The sequence below is a fragment of the Phormidium sp. CCY1219 genome (assembly GCF_055795085.1).
In genome coordinates, this window is sequence record NZ_JAYFEQ010000325.1 from 1 (window position 1) to 18,013 (window position 18,013).

An 18,013-nucleotide genomic window follows, 5' to 3' on the forward strand; every position below is an offset into this window, starting at 1 on the left:
TACTTTATTCAACACACTGGCTTAACCCTTTTAGACCTGTAAAATGTTGAATTTCGAGAGCTACAGGCTGGCACGCATCCGCAGGTCGGAAATTTAACTCTTACCCCTAACGGCTACCAAACTTAGATAAGTCTGGTCTTCTGGTCCGGTGAGCTTGGGAAAATATTCGAGCGTAGCAAGAATAAAGTCTTACCAAGCCCCTCCCTTTAGGGATGGGGTTCCTGACCCCAGGATGCAAATCAGGGGACAAGTCTGCCCTAGGGGGAATTGCTGGAGGATGTGACGGGATGCTGTCCGTAAAAGGGAAGCGCTGCGGACCAATGGGGGCGCGCGCCTTGTTGCCATTGGCGATCGGCCAGTTGGAGCAAACTAGGGGCTGAGTCCCCCAAATTTGCAGGCACTTCGATCGCCCGATAAGGGGTTGGCCAATTGGCGAGGGTTTCTTCCCACATTTGCGGCGACATGACCGTATCCGGCAACAGGGGGATAATGTTGGTTTCGCTGACCGAATAAATGGCCACAAAAAGCTCGCCGCGTTGGGCGCGCATTTGCACGGCGATCGCCGTGGGTTCTGGTGGTGGTGTTCCTTGTTTCCACCAGGCCAGTGCAGCCAAACTGGAAATGGCAAATAACGGAATGTCCAACTGTTGGGCGAGAGTGCGGGCGGTGACCACGCCGATGCGAGTGCCGGTGAAGCCTCCCGGACCTTTCGCCACCGCAATAAACCCTAAATCCTGCCAAGTTTGAGGCTGGATAAATTCAGAAAGCTGTAGGTGCAACTGATTGGCCAATTCTCGCCCCAAGTCGCAACTGTGGGCGCGGTTCGAACCGGCAAAATTGTCAATGGCTAGACCCAGTTGGGGACTGCTGGTGTGGATGGCGATCGCGTATTGGTTTGGATCCAATGGCACTAGCTGCAAAAATCGAGAATGCACTCCATAGGGTACAGCACTTTGAGTTCAAATACTAGGGGGGGGAAAAGACCCACACCCTAGAAGGGTAGGGCTAAATACGGACTTTCGCCCGCCGACGCGGGCGGGCTAAGGTCTACAATTTTCGCCCGGTATCCCGTTCCCAGAGCTTAATTGTTTTATCCTTACTCCCACTAGCAATTTGCCGTCCCGTGGGGCTAAATGCCAGAGAAAAAACCCAACTTCGATGGGCGTAAATCGTATAAAGACATTCAAAATATCGATAAGGATTAAAATTCCGTACTGCTTCAATGGCGTTGGCTTCCCTGGGTTCCTTGAGCAAATGAAAGGCAATCCGCCGCACCTGTTGCGATTCATCTTTTAACCTTTCAATCACCAATTATAACCCGGCATGACTGTAATTTAATGCGTCTTTCAGGGGGTCAATTTTGCGTGCGATATCGTCAGTGGCAAGGCGCGTTTCGATGCCGAAAATTCCCCCCAATATCGCCGCACCTGGAGGTGCAGCATTTGTTCAGCCGAGCACTGCATCGTCGTATCGGGGTTGTTTGGAATGGGTTGTCATTGTCGTTCATTGTGCGTTGCGATTCAAGCCGCTAGGTGTTAGGGCGGCGATGGAGGATGGGCGATCGCGCATTCCGGGTTTGCGATCGCTCTTATTCTTCTATGGTACAATTTTTTCAGACCAACCGATTGGGGTAGAACTGCTATCTATTAATTTTTAATCACAATTTCCCACGCCTGCCAGAGAATCGCCGCCCTTTCATTGGCATTGTTCGGCATCAATTGCAGCCCTTGGTCTAAGGTATTTTGCGCTTCTTTGTCATTGCCCGATTGTTTGATTGACATACTGAGCAACAACCAAACTAACGGCTGCTTCGGATTAAATTGCAGGCATTTTAAATAACTCGAAGTGGCTTTATCGTATTGTTTGAGTTGATAAAGTAAAATTCCCCGATCGCGCCACAAGTCGCTGCGATGGGGTTTGAGTTCTAAAGCTTTTTCAAAGCAGTCTAACGCCTCTTCAGCATTGCCGATTTCCGCACAGAGACGGGCTTTTTTATACCACGCATCGGCATTGTTGGGTTTAAAAGAAAGAGCGCGATCGTAAGCGGCGATCGCAGCTTCGTAGTTGCCAAAATTCTCCAAAAGCGTGCCTTTAATCATTTGGGGCATTCCGCCAATGGCGCGGGCGATAAACGAAGGATTTTTCGGGGGCGGTGGCGGTTGCGATCGCGGTGGAGTTTGGGAAAAAGCAGTTTTCAGGGGCGGTAGATGTTGCAAATCCACCAATACCTCAGACGCCGATTGATAGCGGTCCGTTAAATTCGAGGCGAGTAATTTATCGAGAAGCTGGGCCAATTCTTCCCCAATGGATTCCGGGGCAAAACTGCGCCAATTCCACCCACCGTGGGCGATATCAAATAACTCAAACGGGGCGATTCCGGTGAGCAATTGGGCGCAAGTCACCCCCAAACAATACAAATCGCTGGCGGGAACCGCTTTCCCCACAAATTGTTCCGGGGCGAAATATCCCGCCGTACCGATAACTGTCCCAGTTTTTTTCAGAGTTGTCGCCGTGGCAAACTTCGCCGCCCCAAAATCCACTAACACTAATTCCCCGATTTTTTCCCCACTACAGGTTCGGCGAATAATATTTTCCGGTTTGATATCCCGATGAATCACTTTATTTTCGTGGACGAATTGTAAAACTGGCAGCAAATCGGCGAGAAGGGCGCGAATTTTGGCTTCGCTAAAAGCGCCCTCGCTTTCCAATTCGGTGAGTAAATTTTCTCCTTCGATAAATTCTTGAACCAAATAGGAATAGCTATCTGCATCGAAATGGGCGAGGAGTTCGGGAATTTGCGGATGCTTGCCCAATTCATCCAGACGAACCGCTTCGCGATGAAACATTTCTGCTGCTTTGTCGGCGTTGCTGCTGCGTTGCATTTGGGGGAAAAATTGCTTGATGACGCAGGGCGGTTTGGAGGGTTTGTATTCATCTCGCGCCAGAAACGTTCTGCCAAATCCCCCTTGCCCGATGGGTTGAATGGCCCGATAGCGATCGCCCAATAGCAACTTCGATCCACACCGACGACAAAAGCGATCGCATTCTGGATTTTGCGGATTCTGGCAATCGGGATTCAAACAATAGCTCATAGCACAATTTTGTCCCCTTAGAGTAACGTGAATTCCGCCGTAGGTTTGGCAATTAACAGCCGCCAATTGCACCCTCCCTATTCTAGTGCCATTAATTGGGCTGAATATGGTGGGAATTCCCCACCATCACCTTCCTGGTCATTTACCCAAAAACCATGCCAAATTAACCTCCCTACATCCGCCAAACCTTGAGCGTTTTGTCCTCACTGCCCGTGACAATGGTTTTGCCATTGAAACTTACCGCCACCGAATTAATCGCCGCCGAATGACCTTTCAGCGTGGCTATCAGTTCGGAAGTTTCCAGATGCCAAACCTTCAGGGTTTTATCGTGACTTGCACTGAGCAACGTTTCGCCATCGGGATGAAAGGCGATCGCATTCACCGCCTCGGAATGCCCCTCCAGAGTATTCAATTCCTCCCCCGTCTTCAGGTTCCAAATTTTAATCGTACCATCTGCACTTCCACTGGCAAAGATATTGCCATCCGGACTCATCGCTAGGGAATAGACCGGGGCTGAATGTCCGCTCAAATTATGAATTTCTGTCCCGGTTTCTAGCTGCCAAATTTTTACCGTCTTGTCTTCACTTCCACTAATTAACAAGCGGTCATCCGGGCTAACGGCGAGGGCATAAACTACGGCTTGATGTCCGGTTAAGGTGCGGATTCCCTGGCGATTTTCCAGGTTCCACACTTTAATTGCACTGTTGCCATCGCCACTAATCATTTGTGGGGAATGGTGGAGAAATACCACTGCATAAATCGACCCTAACTGTCCGCTAAAACTGGCAGCTTCGCGCTTTTCTTGCCACTTCCACAGGGTAATAGTATCGCCGATCGCACAGGCAAGAGTAGCGCCATCGGGACTGAAGCAAAGTGCATTCACCGAGGCGAACCAATCCTCCCCATTAAAGCTGTCAACAGGTTCGCCGGTTTGCAGGTGCCAAAGTCTTACGGTATCGTCGCGATCGCCACTAGCAATCAGTTTACCATTCGGACTAATGGCCACACAATTCACCGCCTCTAAATGTGCGGATAGGGTTTTTATGCATTTCCACTGGTGGCGCGACCCTTTTTCAACTTCTCCGGTGGGTTTCGCCGTTTCGGGTTCGGATTTCTCGCGCATGAATTTGCCCACAAATCCTTGAATATCCCCGACTACTTCTCCGAAAGAAGATTCCAATCCACCGATAACCCGCCCGATATTTTCTTGCTTGGGAAATTGCTTCAAGGGCGACTTAATACTCCAGTCGGTTTCCGATTCGGGTTCTTCCCTTTCGTCGGTTTCCGGTTCCCATCCTTCCTCGGTTTCCCACTCATCTTCTCCGTCCCATTCTTCCATATCCCATTCATCTTCAGCGGGAATTTCGGCAGCGGGAGGCGGTGTGGGCACAGAGGGCTTTTGGGAAAAGGTTTCTTTGCGATATTGAGAGGGAACTTTTGGCGGGGAGTTGGGGGTTTTGGGTGGTTTTTCTGCCGATTCGCTGTCGGTTTCTTCTTCTGTTTGTTTCGGGGAATCTTCCCGTGGGGTTTCGGTTAATGTGAGTTCGGGAAGCGGCGCGATAGAAATGGGTGTGGTTTCTGCGCGGGGAGAGTCTGGGGGCGCAGTGGAGGATTGCCCTTGGGATTCAAACTCGGCAAGGCGCTGGTTGATGGGGTCGAGAATTTGATGAACTTGGGCGAGAATGGTGTCTTGTTGTTGGCGTTGGGAGGTTTTTAGGTCTTCGATTTGCTGTTGGGTTTGGGTTTGGAGTTGTTGGGTGAAGTTGTCGAGTTTTTCCAGATGTTGGTGAATGGCATCGATGGTGGGAGTGGGGGGTAAGGATTGGATGAGTTGGTGGAGTTCGACGCTATTTTCTGATAATTGGTCGCCGAGGGTTTGGTTGGCGATCGCCTCTTTCTGGACTTGTTCTAAAATGTCGAGACGCTGTAAAATCGCTGACAAATTCTCCGTGGGTGGAAGCGTTTGGATGAGTTGCTGGATGCGGGCGATCGCTGCTTCGTTTTCGGCGCGAAATCTGTCTTGAAATTCCGCTAGTTGGGCTTCGGTATTTTGTCGGAGTTCTTGGGTGAGGGTTTCGAGTTGTTCCAGGCGTTGGGCGATCGCCTCCATATTCTCAATCGGCGGAATGTTTTCCAGGGCGTGATGAATCCGGGCGATCGCTGCTTCGTTTTCTTGTCGCAATGTCTCTTGAAATTGCGCCAATTGCGCGTCAGTATTTTGCCCGACTTCTTGGGTGAGGGTTTCGAGTTGTTCTAGGCGCAAACTGATGGGTTTGATATTCGGAATTGGCGGAATGTTTTCCAGGGCGTGATGAATCTGGGCGATCGCCGCTTCGTTTTCGGCGCGAAATGCGGCTTGCAGTTGTTCGATGTCGGCGTCGGTTTGCATCGGCATTTGCTGCAAACTCGCTTCGAGTTCACTCAGGCGTTGGGATATGGGATCGAGGTTGGGAATCGGCGGGAGAGATTGGATCGCCTCTTGCAACCGGGCGATCGCCACTTCGCGATCGCTTTCCAGAGACTCTTTCAGTTGCGAAAGCTGCTGCTGGGTTTGGCGGTTGACTCGTTGCGTCTGCGTCTCTAGGGTTTCGAGGCGCTGGGATAGCGGATCGCTGACGCGATGCACTTCGCCGGTTAACGTTTCGAAATTTTGCTGGCGCAACTGCTTGTTAAAACGGTTTCGGTTCGCGATATTCAGCCCCACCGTCAGGGTCAGCGGCGCTGCTGCATAGATAAACTGCTGGGTTCCGTAGGCGGCGAAAGTCCCCAATATTGACCCCGCCAGGGCCACAGATTCGGAGATTTCTAGCCAGTTGATTTTGGTCATGGCTTAAGGGGAAAGACTCAGAGGAATAGTTCTATGGTAAGGCTTCCCTTCCCAAACTGCCTTAACCTCTTCGGTGGATGGGGCGATCGCAATTTTATCTCTCTCGGCAATTTCCCCCTCTCGGCGAGAATCCTGGGCGATCGCGAAACTCTCCCCTAATTGCATTGTTTTGATTGCGTTTTTCGGGTGGGTCTGACTTGACAACTGAAGGGTAAAACTTACTACAATTGGTCAATTAATCGCCGCGCCAAATTTTAATCATTCCGTCTTCGCTACTACTCACCATTTCGCGTCCATCTTGGCTAAAAATCACCGCTGTTACCCAGTCTTGATGACCCAAAAGGATATCCAATCCTAACCCTTTTCGCAGTTGCCATAAATGGATTTTTTGATAGGTTCCGCTGGCAATGGTTTGTCCGTCGGGGCTAAAGGTGACGGAAAGCAAATCCTCACCATACCCTTTGAGAATGCACAGTTCTAAACTTCGTTTGACTTGCCAGAGTTTAATGGTTCCATCACTGCTGGCGGAAGCAAGATTTTCTCCGTCGGGACTAAAGGCGATCGCATTGACGCGAGGGTGAATGCCGAGAAACCTCAAATGCTCGGTTTGGATGTCCAACAGATATAAATTACCGTTTTTGTTGACAGTCGCTATCACCAGTTTTTTAGGACTAAATGCCATCGCCTCAATCCGACTATTAAACGGCGTAAATTTACCGATTTGCTGTCTATCTTTGAGCCGCCACAAACCGATAGTTCCATTGTGACATCCGCATCCGAGAAGTTGTCCATCTCTGCTAATCGCGATCGCGCTTGCACCCAAGGCGGAAAACATCACTCCCCCACCGCCAGGAAGGGGGATTTCTTGCCCGCTGGGAAGCTGTAGCAGTTTGATATTATGAAAGCTAAAAACGTGCGGCCAAATCCTCCCTCGCCGATGGGTTTGATGGCGCGATAGCCCGATCGCAGCAGCAACTTCGCCCCGCAATGGGCACAGTAGCGATAGTGGGATGGATTTTGCGGTTTCCCACAGGTGGTATTGAGACAATAACTCATAATTTTCGGGTCTCCCTGGGCGGTAATTCTCTGTTCCATCGCCTCAACCTTTACCGAGTCTTTAAACTTACCATTCACACCGCCATAATTTGACCGTCCCATCCCCAGAAGCACTGGCGAGGGTGTTTCCATCGGGACTAAATGCCACGGAGGTTACGGCGCGAGAATGCCCGGAAAGCATGGCAATCGGTTGGGTGGTTTTTAGGTTCCACAGTTGCACGGTGGTGTCGTGACTGCCGGTGGCAAATATTTCGCCATCGGGATGAATTGCTACCGCAACTACGGGCAACACATGCGGGCAAAGGGTGTCTCGCAATTGGGGGGTGAAATTGTCGCTTTCATCGTCGGTGGATAGGTTCCAAATTTTTAGGGTTCTGTCCCAACTGGCGCTGATTAATGTGGTACCATCGGGACTGATGGCGATCGCATAAATTTCCCGGGAATGAGCGGCAATTTCCGATTGTAATTCCCCGGTATCGGTTTGCCAGAAATAAATAGTACCGCCTGCAGTCCCGCTGGCGAGAAAATGCGATCGCAGGGGATAGCGAGTCGCCCATTTCGGATTGAATGCTACACAGGTAACGCGATCGTTTTCGCTGCTGAAGGTCGATCGCAACTCTGGCGGATTGAGAGTCCACAAGGTTACGGTGCGATCGCGACTCCCACTCGCCAATAATTGCTTATCCGGGCAAATCGCCACCGATGACACTACACTGGTATGTCCGGTTAGGGTATGGGTCGCCACTGGGGCAATCCCCTCGCGCAATTCTCGCGGACTGAGTTGCCACAAATCCCAGAGTTTTATCGTCCCGTCAGCGCTTCCGCTAGCAAGGACTTTTCCATCCGGGGCGATCGCTAAGGATAATACCCCATTGTTATGACCCGTCAGGGTTTGCAATAATTCCCCAGTCCCTAAATCCCAGAGTAAAATGCTTCCATCCCAACTCCCACTGGCAAGGGTGCGCGATTGGGCGCTAAAGGCGATCGCATTCACCTGCGTTGCCCTATTTTCCTGCCTTAATGTCCGCACGCATTTCCACTTCGGTTCCCTGTTCGGTGGATTTTTTCTCCCCAATGGCACACTGGATTGAGACATCGTTTCCCCGGCGGTTTCTTCCTGCTTTTCCTCCTCTTTATTTTGCCGGACGGGGGTGGTTAATTTCACCTGGGGATTAAGCTGTTTGAGCACCGCTTCTGCGGAATAATAGCGTTTTTTTACCGCCGAAGCGAGCATTTTATTCAAAATCCGCGCCAGAGAATCGCTCACCGGATTGAGTAAATAATCTTGCCAAATCCATTTCCCTTCTAAACTATCAAATAAATCGAAGGGAGAAACATTAGTCAGCAGATGGATACAGGTGACGCCTAAACTGTAGATATCGCTCGCAAAGGTAGGTTTTCCGCGTAGTTGTTCCGGGGCGGTATATTCCGCACTGCCAATCAGGGTGCCCACTTGTGCCAGCGCCGTTTTTGTGGCATATTTTGCTGCGCCAAAATCAACCAAAAATAGGTGGCTTTTTTTGTTGACAGAAGGATAATTTGACGGGCAAAAAATGATATTTTCTGGCTTGATATCCCGGTGAATTAAACGGTGGTGGTGGATAAAGTAAAGCACCGGGAGAAGTTCTTCTAACAGTTGCCGAATTTTAGTTTCGCTGAAATTGCCGTTTTTTCTTAATTGTTGGCCTAAGTTTTGCCCGTTGATGAATTCTTGCACCACATATTGCTGCGAACCGCTGTTAAAGGATGCCAGCACTGCGGGAATTTGAGGATGATTGCCAATTTCGGTTAACCGGGCAACCTCTTCGCGAAACAGGTCGGCAATGTTTTGCGTGCCTTCCTTCGGTTGGCGAAATTGTTTGATAATGCAGCGCGGTTTGCTCGATTTCGACTCGTCCACCGCCAGATAGGTTTTGCTAAACCCGCCAGCACCAAGACGCTGCAAGGCCCGATAAGAATGAGTTTGGGTGGGGTCGAGACTGCGATCGAGGAAGAGTTTCTCGCCACAATATTGGCAGAATTTATTGCTTTCGGGATTTTCGGGATTGGGGCAATCGGGATTCAGGCACAGAGTCATGGGGGTACCCACAAAAGCAGCAAGGAATCTTGATGGTTATTTTTCCCTATTTTAATGGCAAACTCGCTTCGGGGGAGAATTGAGAATTAAAAATTAAGAATTGAGACGTTAACTTGTTTATCGGAGCTGCCAGAAAATGCTAAAGGGAATGAAAGGTGATAGAAGGGGAAGAAAAAAGTGTAGAGACGTTCCGGAGAACGTCTCTACTGAATCAGTGGAATTCGCATGGCGAATTCTACTTGATGAGGTTTACACCCTAAGTGGGAACCAACTCCCCGGGACGCAATTTCGCCCATTTGCCCATTTCTTCTTTGAAGCTTTCACAGCCAACCACATCCCATTCCATCTGAATCTCATCGTCGGTATTGCGAATGTTGACATTGATGGAAGGTTCGATGGGTTCAAAATCGGGGGTTTCGGTTAAATGGGGTTGTTGATGTTGGTGTTCCACTGCGTGATAGGTCACGCAGCGATCGACATAGTGGCAGTTTATGCAAATGCACATCGCAAACACTCCAATCGCTTTTTTGTTACTCTAGCGTAGGCAACCTATGGATTGACCACCCCCCGAGATTGATTTTTATGAACAAACCAGGCGAGTCTATTTGTGCCCTGACCCCGGAAAGTTGGCCATTTGCCTTGGAATTGCTGCCACCGGAGGCGTATTTGGTGGGCGGTGCGGTGCGCGATGCCCTGCTCAACCGCGAGTCGGAGTATTTGGATTTAGATTTTGTGTTGCCAAAAGGGGCATTAAAAACGGCGCGTCAGATTGCCGATCGCTACAAGGCGGGGTTTGTGGTGCTCGATGCGGAACGCAAAATCGCCCGGGTGGTGTTTGAGAATGCTACGGTGGATTTTGCCAAGCAGGAGGGAATGAGTCTGGAAAGGGACTTGCGGCGGCGGGATTTCACCATCAACGCGATCGCCTACCATCCTCACACCCGGGAGACGATCGACCCCCTGAACGGGCGAGAAGACCTGCACCAGCGCTTAATTCGCATGGTATCGCCCACGAATTTGGCAGATGACCCCTTGCGGTTGTTACGTGCCTATCGCCAAGGGGCACAACTGGGGTTTACCCTCGATCGCGACACCGAAGCGGCGATCGCGCAATTGGGGGGGTTTTTGCGGCGGGTGGCAGCGGAACGGGTGAATGCGGAACTGTGGTATCTGCTCAACCTCAGCGGGGCGGGGTCTTGGGTGGCGGCGGCTTGGGAAAATGGCTTACTGCGCTATTGGTTGCCCAGTGCCACGGAGGCGGGTGTGGCTATTTTAACCCGCATCGATGAAGCAGGGGAGCGGTTGGCGCAAAAATGGCCGCAATTGGGGGAGATGTTGAGTGTCGAACAGCAGCAGAAGTTGAAGATTTCCGGCTATTTAGCGATCGCCAAGTGGGTGGCGCTGCTGCCTTGGGATCCGAAAGAGGCGGAGGCTCAGCTCATGCAGCTTAAGTTCGGCAGGGCGCAAATCAGCGCGGTGACGAAAGTGATTAAAGGTTGGCAAATGATACAATCGGAAACAGAGAATCCGGGGCAGCGATCGCTGCGATCGCAGTATTTTCTGTTCCGCGCCCTCGGGCCAATGTTTCCGGCGTTAGCAGTTCTCGCCGTTGCCGCCGAAATGCCAGTGGCAGCGATCGGTCCGCTCATCGAGCGCTATCTCGATCCGCGCGATCGCTTGGCCCATCCGAAAACCCTTGTGCGCGGTACTGACATCATGGCAGCACTGAATATTCCCAGCGGACCGCAAATCGGTCAACTGCTTGAGGAGATTCAAGTTGCCTATGTGGAGGGACGGATTTCTACTGCGGAAGAAGCGCTGGAATTTGCAGCACATCGGTGTGAAGGGGAATAAACTCTTACGGCTTGTTTCCTGAACCGACAAAATTGTGGCGATCGCCCAATTCCGCTATCCTGAAATTATCCAGCGAAAAATCACAAATGTCTCCTTTTGGCACCCGCGCGTGAGTCAGCTCCTTGGGGATTTGATTCAAACCGCAGATATGCTAAAATAGTTATTTGTGCAAAAATTCTGGAAGCTCGATGCCCGATCTCAGTCCATCGACTGTTGTTGAGGCCCTGCGGAGGTTCATCAACTATCCCGAACCCTTTTGGTGCTCGATACTCTGAAAGCCACCGATCCAAACTCCCGGAACCGCTAATTGTTTAAATGAGGTAAGAATGGCAAAACGCCGCAATCCGAAAAAAGAAAAAGCTCTCCGAAATCAAGAGTATGCCCGTCGATTTCGCAAGCGCACCAGTAACAGCCGTTTTGGTGGCAAAAGACGCTTTGGCGCAGATCGTTCTGAGGATACTTCAAAGCAGAATGGTTCGGACAATAACGACGATAACGACAACAACCAGAACTAAACCTCATTGGTGCGATCGCGCCCGTGATGTTCTCGCCAACAATAAGCCGCAGTTTGGCCATTTCCAACTCGGTTTTATCCCTCTACTTATGCCGCTCGATTCAGGCTGATATTATTAGAATTGTTTCTAAAAAGGCTGTAGTTTTTCTACAGGTCTAATGCTGCAATGAGTTTTGAGACATGAGTTCATCTGCAACTCACTGCTCAAAACTCATTCTTTTTTCTCAGCCCAGATTGGATTGCTCTGGGTTTGTTTCCTCCCTTCACTCTCATCATTACGGGGGAGTTAGGGCAAACCTAATCCATCCATTAACTATCAGATAAGCTTTTCTCCCTATTTCTCTTGTTTTACAAATCTTAGTCTTTAGCGAACTTAAACCTTAGCCCCAACAACGATATCTCCGGTTAACAATGGGTACACTAACTGTAAGACTCAACCGGTGACCTGTGGTTACAGGAGACGGTCAAAATGTTAAAGAATTTAAAGCTGAGAGGTCGGATATTTGCTGGGTTTTCGATTCCCGTGCTGTTAATTGTGGGATTTTCTGGCTTAGTTTATGTAATGGGTAAGGATATCGCTGAAAAATTCAAAGAAGTCAATCGAGCGCAACAAGTGTTAGTTCACACAGACCAGATGTTTTTGAGAACAGCACTCATGGCTCGGCAAGTTCGCGGCTACCTCCTGACCAAAAATGAAGAGCCTTTACGAGAATTTGAGAAACAAAAGCAACTGTACGATCGCGCAGTGGACGTGGCAGAAGATTTGATTGTGTATCCAGAATAGGAGGAGCTATTTCAACAGATGGTTGTTCTGGAAAACATTGCGGCTCACAGCCTCAAAGCGATCGTTTAACACCCGCAGAATTTGCCCGCCGTCTCTTTCATCTGTCCTCCGCCAAGAACCGACAGGTACAGGTAGTTAACCCGTTCTTCGCGATTTTTGCAGCAGTTAATCCCTACGCGATCGCCTTTTTCGAGTTCCAGGGAATTGAACACCCTAGGAGGGAGGCGATCGCGCGTCTTGGGAGAACCGAGACCCTATCTAAAGCGCCAGTAACGTCTCAGTTAAGAATGACGAAGGAATGAAGAATGAACGCAGCCACCCACTACACCTTTCGCCGCTTCTTCTTCATTTGGCTGAAAGCTCGCCCATGCTTCTCCCGAACTATCTTGGTAGAGACGATTGATGGTGGCACTGACGGGCAAACCGAAGCACCCGTTGACGAGAATTTCATCTCCCGCATGAAATTCTTCTCCCTCGGAATTCTTGGCCAAATCAATTGAGGGCGGGCCGCTGGGTTTTCGGTAAGGACGTTTCCGTGAGGGCTTGCGATCGCCTTCGTCTGAAGCTCGCGATCGAGACGCAGCAGGAGCCTCGGGTGGCTTTGGCTTTTTGGGTGCTACAGCCTCGGACTTAGACTCGGCAGCCCCCTCCTCGGGAGCCACTTTGTCTTTAGCCTTGCGAATGGATAGAATTTCTGGCTTTTTCTCTTCGGGTTTGTTATTCGGCATTCTTCATTTCCCCTGGGTATGTGATTCTTACTCTAACCAGTTGTCAATCAAGAATCAAGCGTTGAAAAACTCTATCCGAATAGATTTGCGCTTTAATTTGACAATTCTGGCTGTAAGGCCCTCCCAGGAGTTCCCGCAGGCTAAAACCCTCCTCTATGTCTTGAGGTTTGCGATTTGCGCTTAATGTTTTGATTTGGCTCTGTTTTATAACGTGCGATCGCCGATGGGCAATAAAAACCGAAGCGATATCTGACGGCGCGGGTTCTGGGGCGTGGGAGATGGAACTTGCGGCGCGACCCCCTCCCCAATGACGCTTGCCATCAGGGTCATTTGGGATGTGATTTAAGCTTGACTTGTGCGCCAAAACGATGATTTAGATACAGAAAAAAAGTGGCTTAACCGCTTGCCAGGTTACGGGTGTAATCTACGATACAAATTGACGGGAAAGTTGGCAAACGGAATTGAGGTCATTTGAATCTGGCGAAGAGAACGGACACTGCGATTTTTGCCTCTCAAAACATTCAAACCACATAACAGGAGTGTGGGAAAAAATCACTTGAGGATTTGACCGACGCTGGGTATTCACCCTGCGGTTCGATCGCCGGTCAAATTTAGTCGATCATTTTCAGCCAACCCCGCCGAACTGCGTAAACCAGGCGATCGATCATGGTGATCTCTTCTTCGCTGAGGCTCTCTTGTAAAAGCGCCTGTTGCAAAAATTGGCGATCGCGCTGAGTAATGGTTCCCATCGAGTAAATATGGGAAAAAATTTCAGTAACGGTCAAGTTGGGAAATTGGTAAATGGCTTGCATAATGATTAAAAATTATTGCAAAAGAACAAGGAATGAGGCTCTTCTATGTCAGAATAGATCGGACCCCGGCTGTTTCACAACCGAGGATTTATAGAAATCAAAGTTACGTAGATTCCCGGATGCGACTTCCGTAAATTCCCTGAACTCTTGTCCTTTGTCAGGGTCAGGAGAGATTGAGTATGGTCAGTCTCATTAATTTAAAATAATTTTAAGATTTGATGGGGCTATCGCCGGAACAAAAGGGAGGCGATCGGCGATCGTCAGCCGCCCGAAAATCTTTTGTATAAATTGCAGGGCAAAAAATAAACCTCAAGCCGGGTTTCAATCAAAGGTGAAGCTCTCCACTGCATTGGCGATGAATCCCCGGCGCGCATCGTCATTCATATCCGAAAGCCCGCCCGAGACTTTTAAACGAGGGCTGACGATAGGTCACGCCACAAATAGCAGCTAGCAGCAACCACCCCAAAATATTCACCCGAGAATCGAACAAAGTGACGTCCAACAGGTGAAACAAAATGCAAGCGCCAAATGCCACCAAGTAAGTGAAAAAAATTAATTTATCGTCGGTTATTTCATGGAAATCCCCAGGGATATCCCGATGGTTTTCCGGTGTATTGTCGCGCCAGATCCAGAGTAACACCACCGCTTTTGCTAATACCCACCCCACTAATCCCGACAGCAACAAGGTTGCGGGAATACCGGTTTCCGCCGCGAGCATCAAAAACAGGTTATGGGGATGACCCATCCACACTTGCGTTTGCGCTTCGTAAAGGTCGGTGAACGTTCGCAGCCCCCACCCGGTAAGCGGGCGATCGCGGGTCATGTCCCAGGCAAACTGCCACTGTGTCGTCCTTAAAGTAGCAACATGACGTTCCGGAAATAGCTCATCAGACAAGCGCATCCAGAAATAACTCGGCACGATAGCTCTGAGCCAACTTTGCAGGGGTTCCGGCGCAAACGCCGACCCCAGAATCATGCTAAGAACCGCCAAAAATCCAGCCACCAACAGCCGCCAACCGTGGTAGAGGGCGAAAGCCAAAACGGCGATCGCGGCGATCGCCCAACCATTGCGAGAATTCGTCAGCAGCAAGGCATATCCATTCCCCAACAGCGCCACACTCAGAAAGATTAACTGCTCCGAGACCTTCCCCTCTTGCCCGGTAGCATTCACATCGATGGATTTCACCACGCGCGGATCCCGGGGGTCGCGTACTTTCTCCGTCTGTTTTGGGCGCTGAGTCAGCTTGCGCCACCCGCGCGCCGTTTCAAACCACAACCCCAACCCGAGGATAAAGGTAATCAAAAAATAACTCGCCAGCACATTGGCATAGGCAAACACCGACGCCATGCGACCCGGAGGCGTGCCGGTGGCTTCCAGTTGCCAGTATAAAATCGGCCACAGCTTCACCGGTCCGGACCAGCCCCAAAACAACTGACCCAAGCCGATAATTACCACCGGTACCGAAGTGGCGACGGCGATCCAGGCAATGCGCCGCATCTGCGCCGGGGTTTGGATCAACAGGCTAAATGCGGCAAAAAATGCAAAAAACGGTAAAAAATTAAATAACCCCAACAATGCCACCGACGGATCCGCCGAAAACCCAGTGGCGATCGCCAGCCAAACCGCCAAAATAGCAAATCCTCGATTCACCCATCGGCGATGAATGTCTCGGTAACGTTGCTTCCAGGTGCCCACCATTGCCACGAGCAAACCCACCCCTCCCAGCAAGGGACTCATGGGCAACAGCAACAGCCCAAGTTGCGCTGAATTCCACCAGGGTTGCAACTGTCGATCGCGATGCCGAGACCCCCGCCCCATGAGGGATGAAGCTTTTTGCTTCATCGGTACCTGTTTATCCTTCATCGTTCATCTTTGTCTTACGCCAGTTCCCAACACTCGCTCTGGCGGGTGAGGCGAATTTGCGCCAAGGTGAATATCGTGGGAACGATTCTTCCGTAATTGGTGGCGATCGCCCGCCACCCCAGATCCGCCAAAAACCAGCCCCAAAGCACCGGTCCGACAACCGTCAACAGGCTTCGCGTCGCCCCATAGCGCGCCGCACTCAATGCCATGCCTCGTTTGGCGGTTTGTAGGGTGACATAATTCTGAAACTGACTCGCGGCGACAGTTCCCCCTCGGACCAACGCGCTTTTTGCCATCTGATATTTGGCAAAGTGAATCGCAAACTGGCGGGCAATTTGTTGCAATAATATCGGTTTGAGTACCGAGCTAATTGCCAAAGCGCTGCCCCCTTTCAGGAGCAATCCCACTGGGTCTTTTTGCACTGACAGCGGTAGGGGTTGCGGAATGTTGCTCGTCGCTAGCGATCGCTGTACCCGCAGGGTCAGCGCGTTTTGTTCCGACTCGGGCAATTGCTTCCAGGTTTTTCCCAGTAAGTTCAAAAACACTTCTGCTTCTAGATCGGTGGTGGAAAGCTGTTGCGAATATGGAATTTTCAAGTAACGACAAACCTGGATTAAGGTTTGCCGATAGGTGACGCGATCGCTCGACCCCCGCAGTACGGTAAAACCATCTGCAGCAAGATAGCGAAATCGATGTTCCAGGGCACAAATCCAAAAATCGCGATCGCGACTCTGGATGTCGAGCGGTTCTGGCGTTTGAAGGTAATCTAGGGGATTAAAGCGACGGCGGAACAAAATGTCCGTAATCTGCTGTAATTCCTCTTCCGTGGCTAACTCTAGTGCTGCTCTCAGTTCGTCCAACGTAAGCTCCTCCCCAATTGTCTGAGTTTTCCCTGCATCGGTGGCAGTCCCTATTGTAATTGTACTCCTATTGTTTTACGCTAACTAAATATTGTCTTTCACCCTTAGGCGTTGCGCGCCGCAGTTGGCGAGAATTCACGAACAAGGGGTTTTTTCATAGCTGATGAGCGATCGCTTGCTGGAATTTGATGTAGCTGTGATTGGTGCCGGCATCGCGGGGCTGACCTGCGCCGAACGCTTGCGCCAACTGGGTTATACTGTGGTGGTGCTGGAAAAGTCTCGCGGCGTCAGTGGTCGCGTCACCACCAGGCGGTTTTATGGCTTGCGCGCCGATCGCGGCGCTCGCTGTTTGGATCCGTCGGGCACCCTGTCGCAACAGTTGGTGCGGGTTCTGTCGCAACAAGGCATTGTCGAACCTTGGACGGATACGGTTTATCGCCTACAAGCCTCGGATGGCCAGATTTCTCCTCAGCCTCACTGGTGTCCTTATTATGCCCCACCCACAGGCATGAATGCAGTGGGTAAATTTCTCTCCCGTCATCTGGAAGTTTGGCTGAACCGTCGCGCCGAATCCCTCACCCCCACCGGCGATCGCACCTGGCACGTTCAGCTTAAAGCCACCGGGGAAGAAGCGAATCCTTTTTTAACTCAAGGGAGACAGGTGGAAATTTCCACCCCGGAAGAAGTGACGGCGAAGGCGGTAGTGGTGGCAATTCCCGCCCCGCAAGCGGTCACTTTGTTAGAATCTCCTGACAAGGGGATGGGCGATCGGTTTTTGCACCATTTGCGATCGGTCCAGTTCGACCCCTGTATCAGCACGATCGCCGTATATCCGGCGTCTCGTCAGGCTCAGTTTGCCCAAAGACCGGTACAATGGCGATCGCTGGTGGTTTCCCAAGACCCTTACCTCAGTTGGATTGGCTGGGATAGCAGCAAGCGCCCAGGTTCCTCACCACCGGTTGTCGTGTTTCACTCTACCCCGGCATTCGCCCGCGAGTATTGGTCCGCCAAGGACCTGGAACCCGCCGCCCGCCAACTCCTCGATCGCACCGCCGAATTGGGTCTCCCCGAGTTGCGCGATCCCGAAGCGTTTCAAGTGGATCTGTGGCGCTATGCCTTTTGTCAGCGTCCCTGGATAAAACCCGTCCTCAGTACCGCCCAACCCCTCCCCCTGGTTTGTGCGGGAGACTGGTGTGGCACGGCGCAAATCGAAACCGCTTTGCACTCCGGTTTAGAAGCCGCCAGTTGGGTAAACCGTCAGTTCGAGCAATTCCCCCTTCCCCCGTTAGCGAGTTTCTGGGAAGTTCTTGCGGCTGTTCCCTAAACTCCCACCCCCTCCTCTCGCCGACTCTCGCGCCGCCAAATAGTGGGTTTAAGGTTGACAAAAAAAGTGGCCGGGGGTATAATGAAGCAGTAGGCTCAGGCAGGGCGCTTAAGCATTGCATAACTTGCTTAACAGCCCTGCCTACACCATCGAGCTTCGTTACCAATTATCATAACACAGGCTTTCCTCCTCTGTCAATATTGCGCCGCCAAATTGTGGGT

Annotated in this window: 17 protein-coding genes and 1 pseudogene; 5 read left to right on the forward strand and 13 right to left on the reverse strand. The window is 50.9% G+C overall.

The features are described from left to right. Positions 1-257: 257 nt before the first annotated feature. Both tsaB and AC0QH1_RS05710 read right to left on the reverse strand, forming a co-directional pair. Positions 258-911, reverse strand: coding sequence for a tRNA (adenosine(37)-N6)-threonylcarbamoyltransferase complex dimerization subunit type 1 TsaB (gene tsaB, locus AC0QH1_RS05705; RefSeq protein ID WP_324629964.1), 654 nt, complete (start codon positions 909-911; stop codon positions 258-260). 136 nt (positions 912-1,047) lie between these two features. Continuing rightward, a complete protein-coding gene (locus tag AC0QH1_RS05710) occupies positions 1,048-1,308 on the reverse strand; it encodes a WD40 repeat domain-containing protein (RefSeq protein ID WP_324629966.1) in 261 nt (86 codons plus the stop codon). Positions 1,309-1,396: 88 nt separating this feature from the next. Between AC0QH1_RS05710 and AC0QH1_RS05715 the strand changes: the two genes are divergently transcribed. Further along, complete coding sequence (locus tag AC0QH1_RS05715; RefSeq protein ID WP_324629967.1) at positions 1,397-1,657, forward strand: hypothetical protein; 261 nt, start codon at positions 1,397-1,399, stop codon at positions 1,655-1,657. Here the strand turns inward: AC0QH1_RS05715 and AC0QH1_RS05720 are convergent. The 7 genes and pseudogenes from AC0QH1_RS05720 to AC0QH1_RS05750 form a co-directional block, all read right to left on the reverse strand. Continuing rightward, positions 1,647-3,092 (reverse strand): serine/threonine-protein kinase, encoded by a 1,446-nt coding sequence (locus AC0QH1_RS05720; protein ID WP_324629968.1) that lies wholly within the window; start codon positions 3,090-3,092, stop codon positions 1,647-1,649. The two genes, AC0QH1_RS05715 and AC0QH1_RS05720, sit on opposite strands and share 11 nt — an antisense overlap. A 172-nt stretch (positions 3,093-3,264) precedes the next feature. Continuing rightward, the gene (locus tag AC0QH1_RS05725; RefSeq protein ID WP_324629969.1) at positions 3,265-5,919 is read right to left on the reverse strand and encodes a WD40 repeat domain-containing protein; all 2,655 of its coding nucleotides are present in this window, start codon (positions 5,917-5,919) and stop codon (positions 3,265-3,267) included. A 3-nt stretch (positions 5,920-5,922) separates the two neighbouring features. Then, positions 5,923-6,084 (reverse strand): hypothetical protein, encoded by a 162-nt coding sequence (locus tag AC0QH1_RS05730; protein ID WP_324629970.1) that lies wholly within the window; start codon positions 6,082-6,084, stop codon positions 5,923-5,925. A gap of 70 nt (positions 6,085-6,154) precedes the next feature. Further along, the gene (locus AC0QH1_RS05735; RefSeq protein ID WP_324629971.1) at positions 6,155-6,754 is read right to left on the reverse strand and encodes a WD40 repeat domain-containing protein; all 600 of its coding nucleotides are present in this window, start codon (positions 6,752-6,754) and stop codon (positions 6,155-6,157) included. A 68-nt stretch (positions 6,755-6,822) separates the two neighbouring features. Beyond that, positions 6,823-6,975, reverse strand: a pseudogene (locus tag AC0QH1_RS05740) (4-Cys prefix domain-containing protein); the annotation flags it as partial. Between the two features lie 67 nt (positions 6,976-7,042). Further along, on the reverse strand, positions 7,043-9,052 hold the full coding sequence (locus tag AC0QH1_RS05745; RefSeq protein ID WP_324629973.1) for a WD40 repeat domain-containing serine/threonine-protein kinase: 2,010 nt from the start codon (positions 9,050-9,052) through the stop codon (positions 7,043-7,045). A 256-nt stretch (positions 9,053-9,308) separates the two neighbouring features. Continuing rightward, a complete protein-coding gene (locus AC0QH1_RS05750) occupies positions 9,309-9,557 on the reverse strand; it encodes a Ycf34 family protein (RefSeq protein WP_324629974.1) in 249 nt (82 codons plus the stop codon). 77 nt (positions 9,558-9,634) lie between these two features. Between AC0QH1_RS05750 and AC0QH1_RS05755 the strand changes: the two genes are divergently transcribed. The 3 genes from AC0QH1_RS05755 (at position 9,635) to AC0QH1_RS05765 (ending at position 12,204) form a co-directional block, all read left to right on the forward strand. Next, positions 9,635-10,906, forward strand: a complete 1,272-nt coding sequence (locus AC0QH1_RS05755; RefSeq protein WP_324629975.1) for a tRNA nucleotidyltransferase/poly(A) polymerase-related protein — start codon at positions 9,635-9,637, stop codon at positions 10,904-10,906. Between the two features lie 326 nt (positions 10,907-11,232). Further along, positions 11,233-11,421, forward strand: a complete 189-nt coding sequence (locus AC0QH1_RS05760; RefSeq protein WP_324629976.1) for a hypothetical protein — start codon at positions 11,233-11,235, stop codon at positions 11,419-11,421. A gap of 468 nt (positions 11,422-11,889) precedes the next feature. Beyond that, positions 11,890-12,204: a CHASE3 domain-containing protein gene (locus AC0QH1_RS05765; protein ID WP_324629977.1), complete on the forward strand. Its 315-nt coding sequence runs from the start codon at positions 11,890-11,892 to the stop codon at positions 12,202-12,204. 281 nt (positions 12,205-12,485) lie between these two features. On the opposite strand, the gene AC0QH1_RS05770 is transcribed toward AC0QH1_RS05765, so the two are convergent. The 4 genes from AC0QH1_RS05770 to AC0QH1_RS05785 all read right to left on the reverse strand — a co-directional run bounded on the left by AC0QH1_RS05770 (position 12,486) and on the right by AC0QH1_RS05785 (position 16,468). Then, positions 12,486-12,932, reverse strand: a complete 447-nt coding sequence (locus AC0QH1_RS05770; RefSeq protein WP_324629978.1) for a hypothetical protein — start codon at positions 12,930-12,932, stop codon at positions 12,486-12,488. A gap of 611 nt (positions 12,933-13,543) precedes the next feature. Continuing rightward, a complete protein-coding gene (locus tag AC0QH1_RS05775) occupies positions 13,544-13,744 on the reverse strand; it encodes a hypothetical protein (RefSeq protein ID WP_324629979.1) in 201 nt (66 codons plus the stop codon). A gap of 376 nt (positions 13,745-14,120) precedes the next feature. Beyond that, positions 14,121-15,608, reverse strand: coding sequence for an O-antigen ligase family protein (locus AC0QH1_RS05780; protein WP_324629980.1), 1,488 nt, complete (start codon positions 15,606-15,608; stop codon positions 14,121-14,123). 14 nt (positions 15,609-15,622) lie between these two features. After that, the gene (locus tag AC0QH1_RS05785) at positions 15,623-16,468 is read right to left on the reverse strand and encodes a YaaW family protein (RefSeq protein WP_324629981.1); all 846 of its coding nucleotides are present in this window, start codon (positions 16,466-16,468) and stop codon (positions 15,623-15,625) included. A gap of 163 nt (positions 16,469-16,631) precedes the next feature. On the opposite strand from AC0QH1_RS05785, the gene AC0QH1_RS05790 reads away from it, so the two are divergent. Next, positions 16,632-17,792, forward strand: coding sequence for an NAD(P)/FAD-dependent oxidoreductase (locus AC0QH1_RS05790; RefSeq protein ID WP_324629982.1), 1,161 nt, complete (start codon positions 16,632-16,634; stop codon positions 17,790-17,792). Positions 17,793-18,013: the final 221 nt, after the last annotated feature.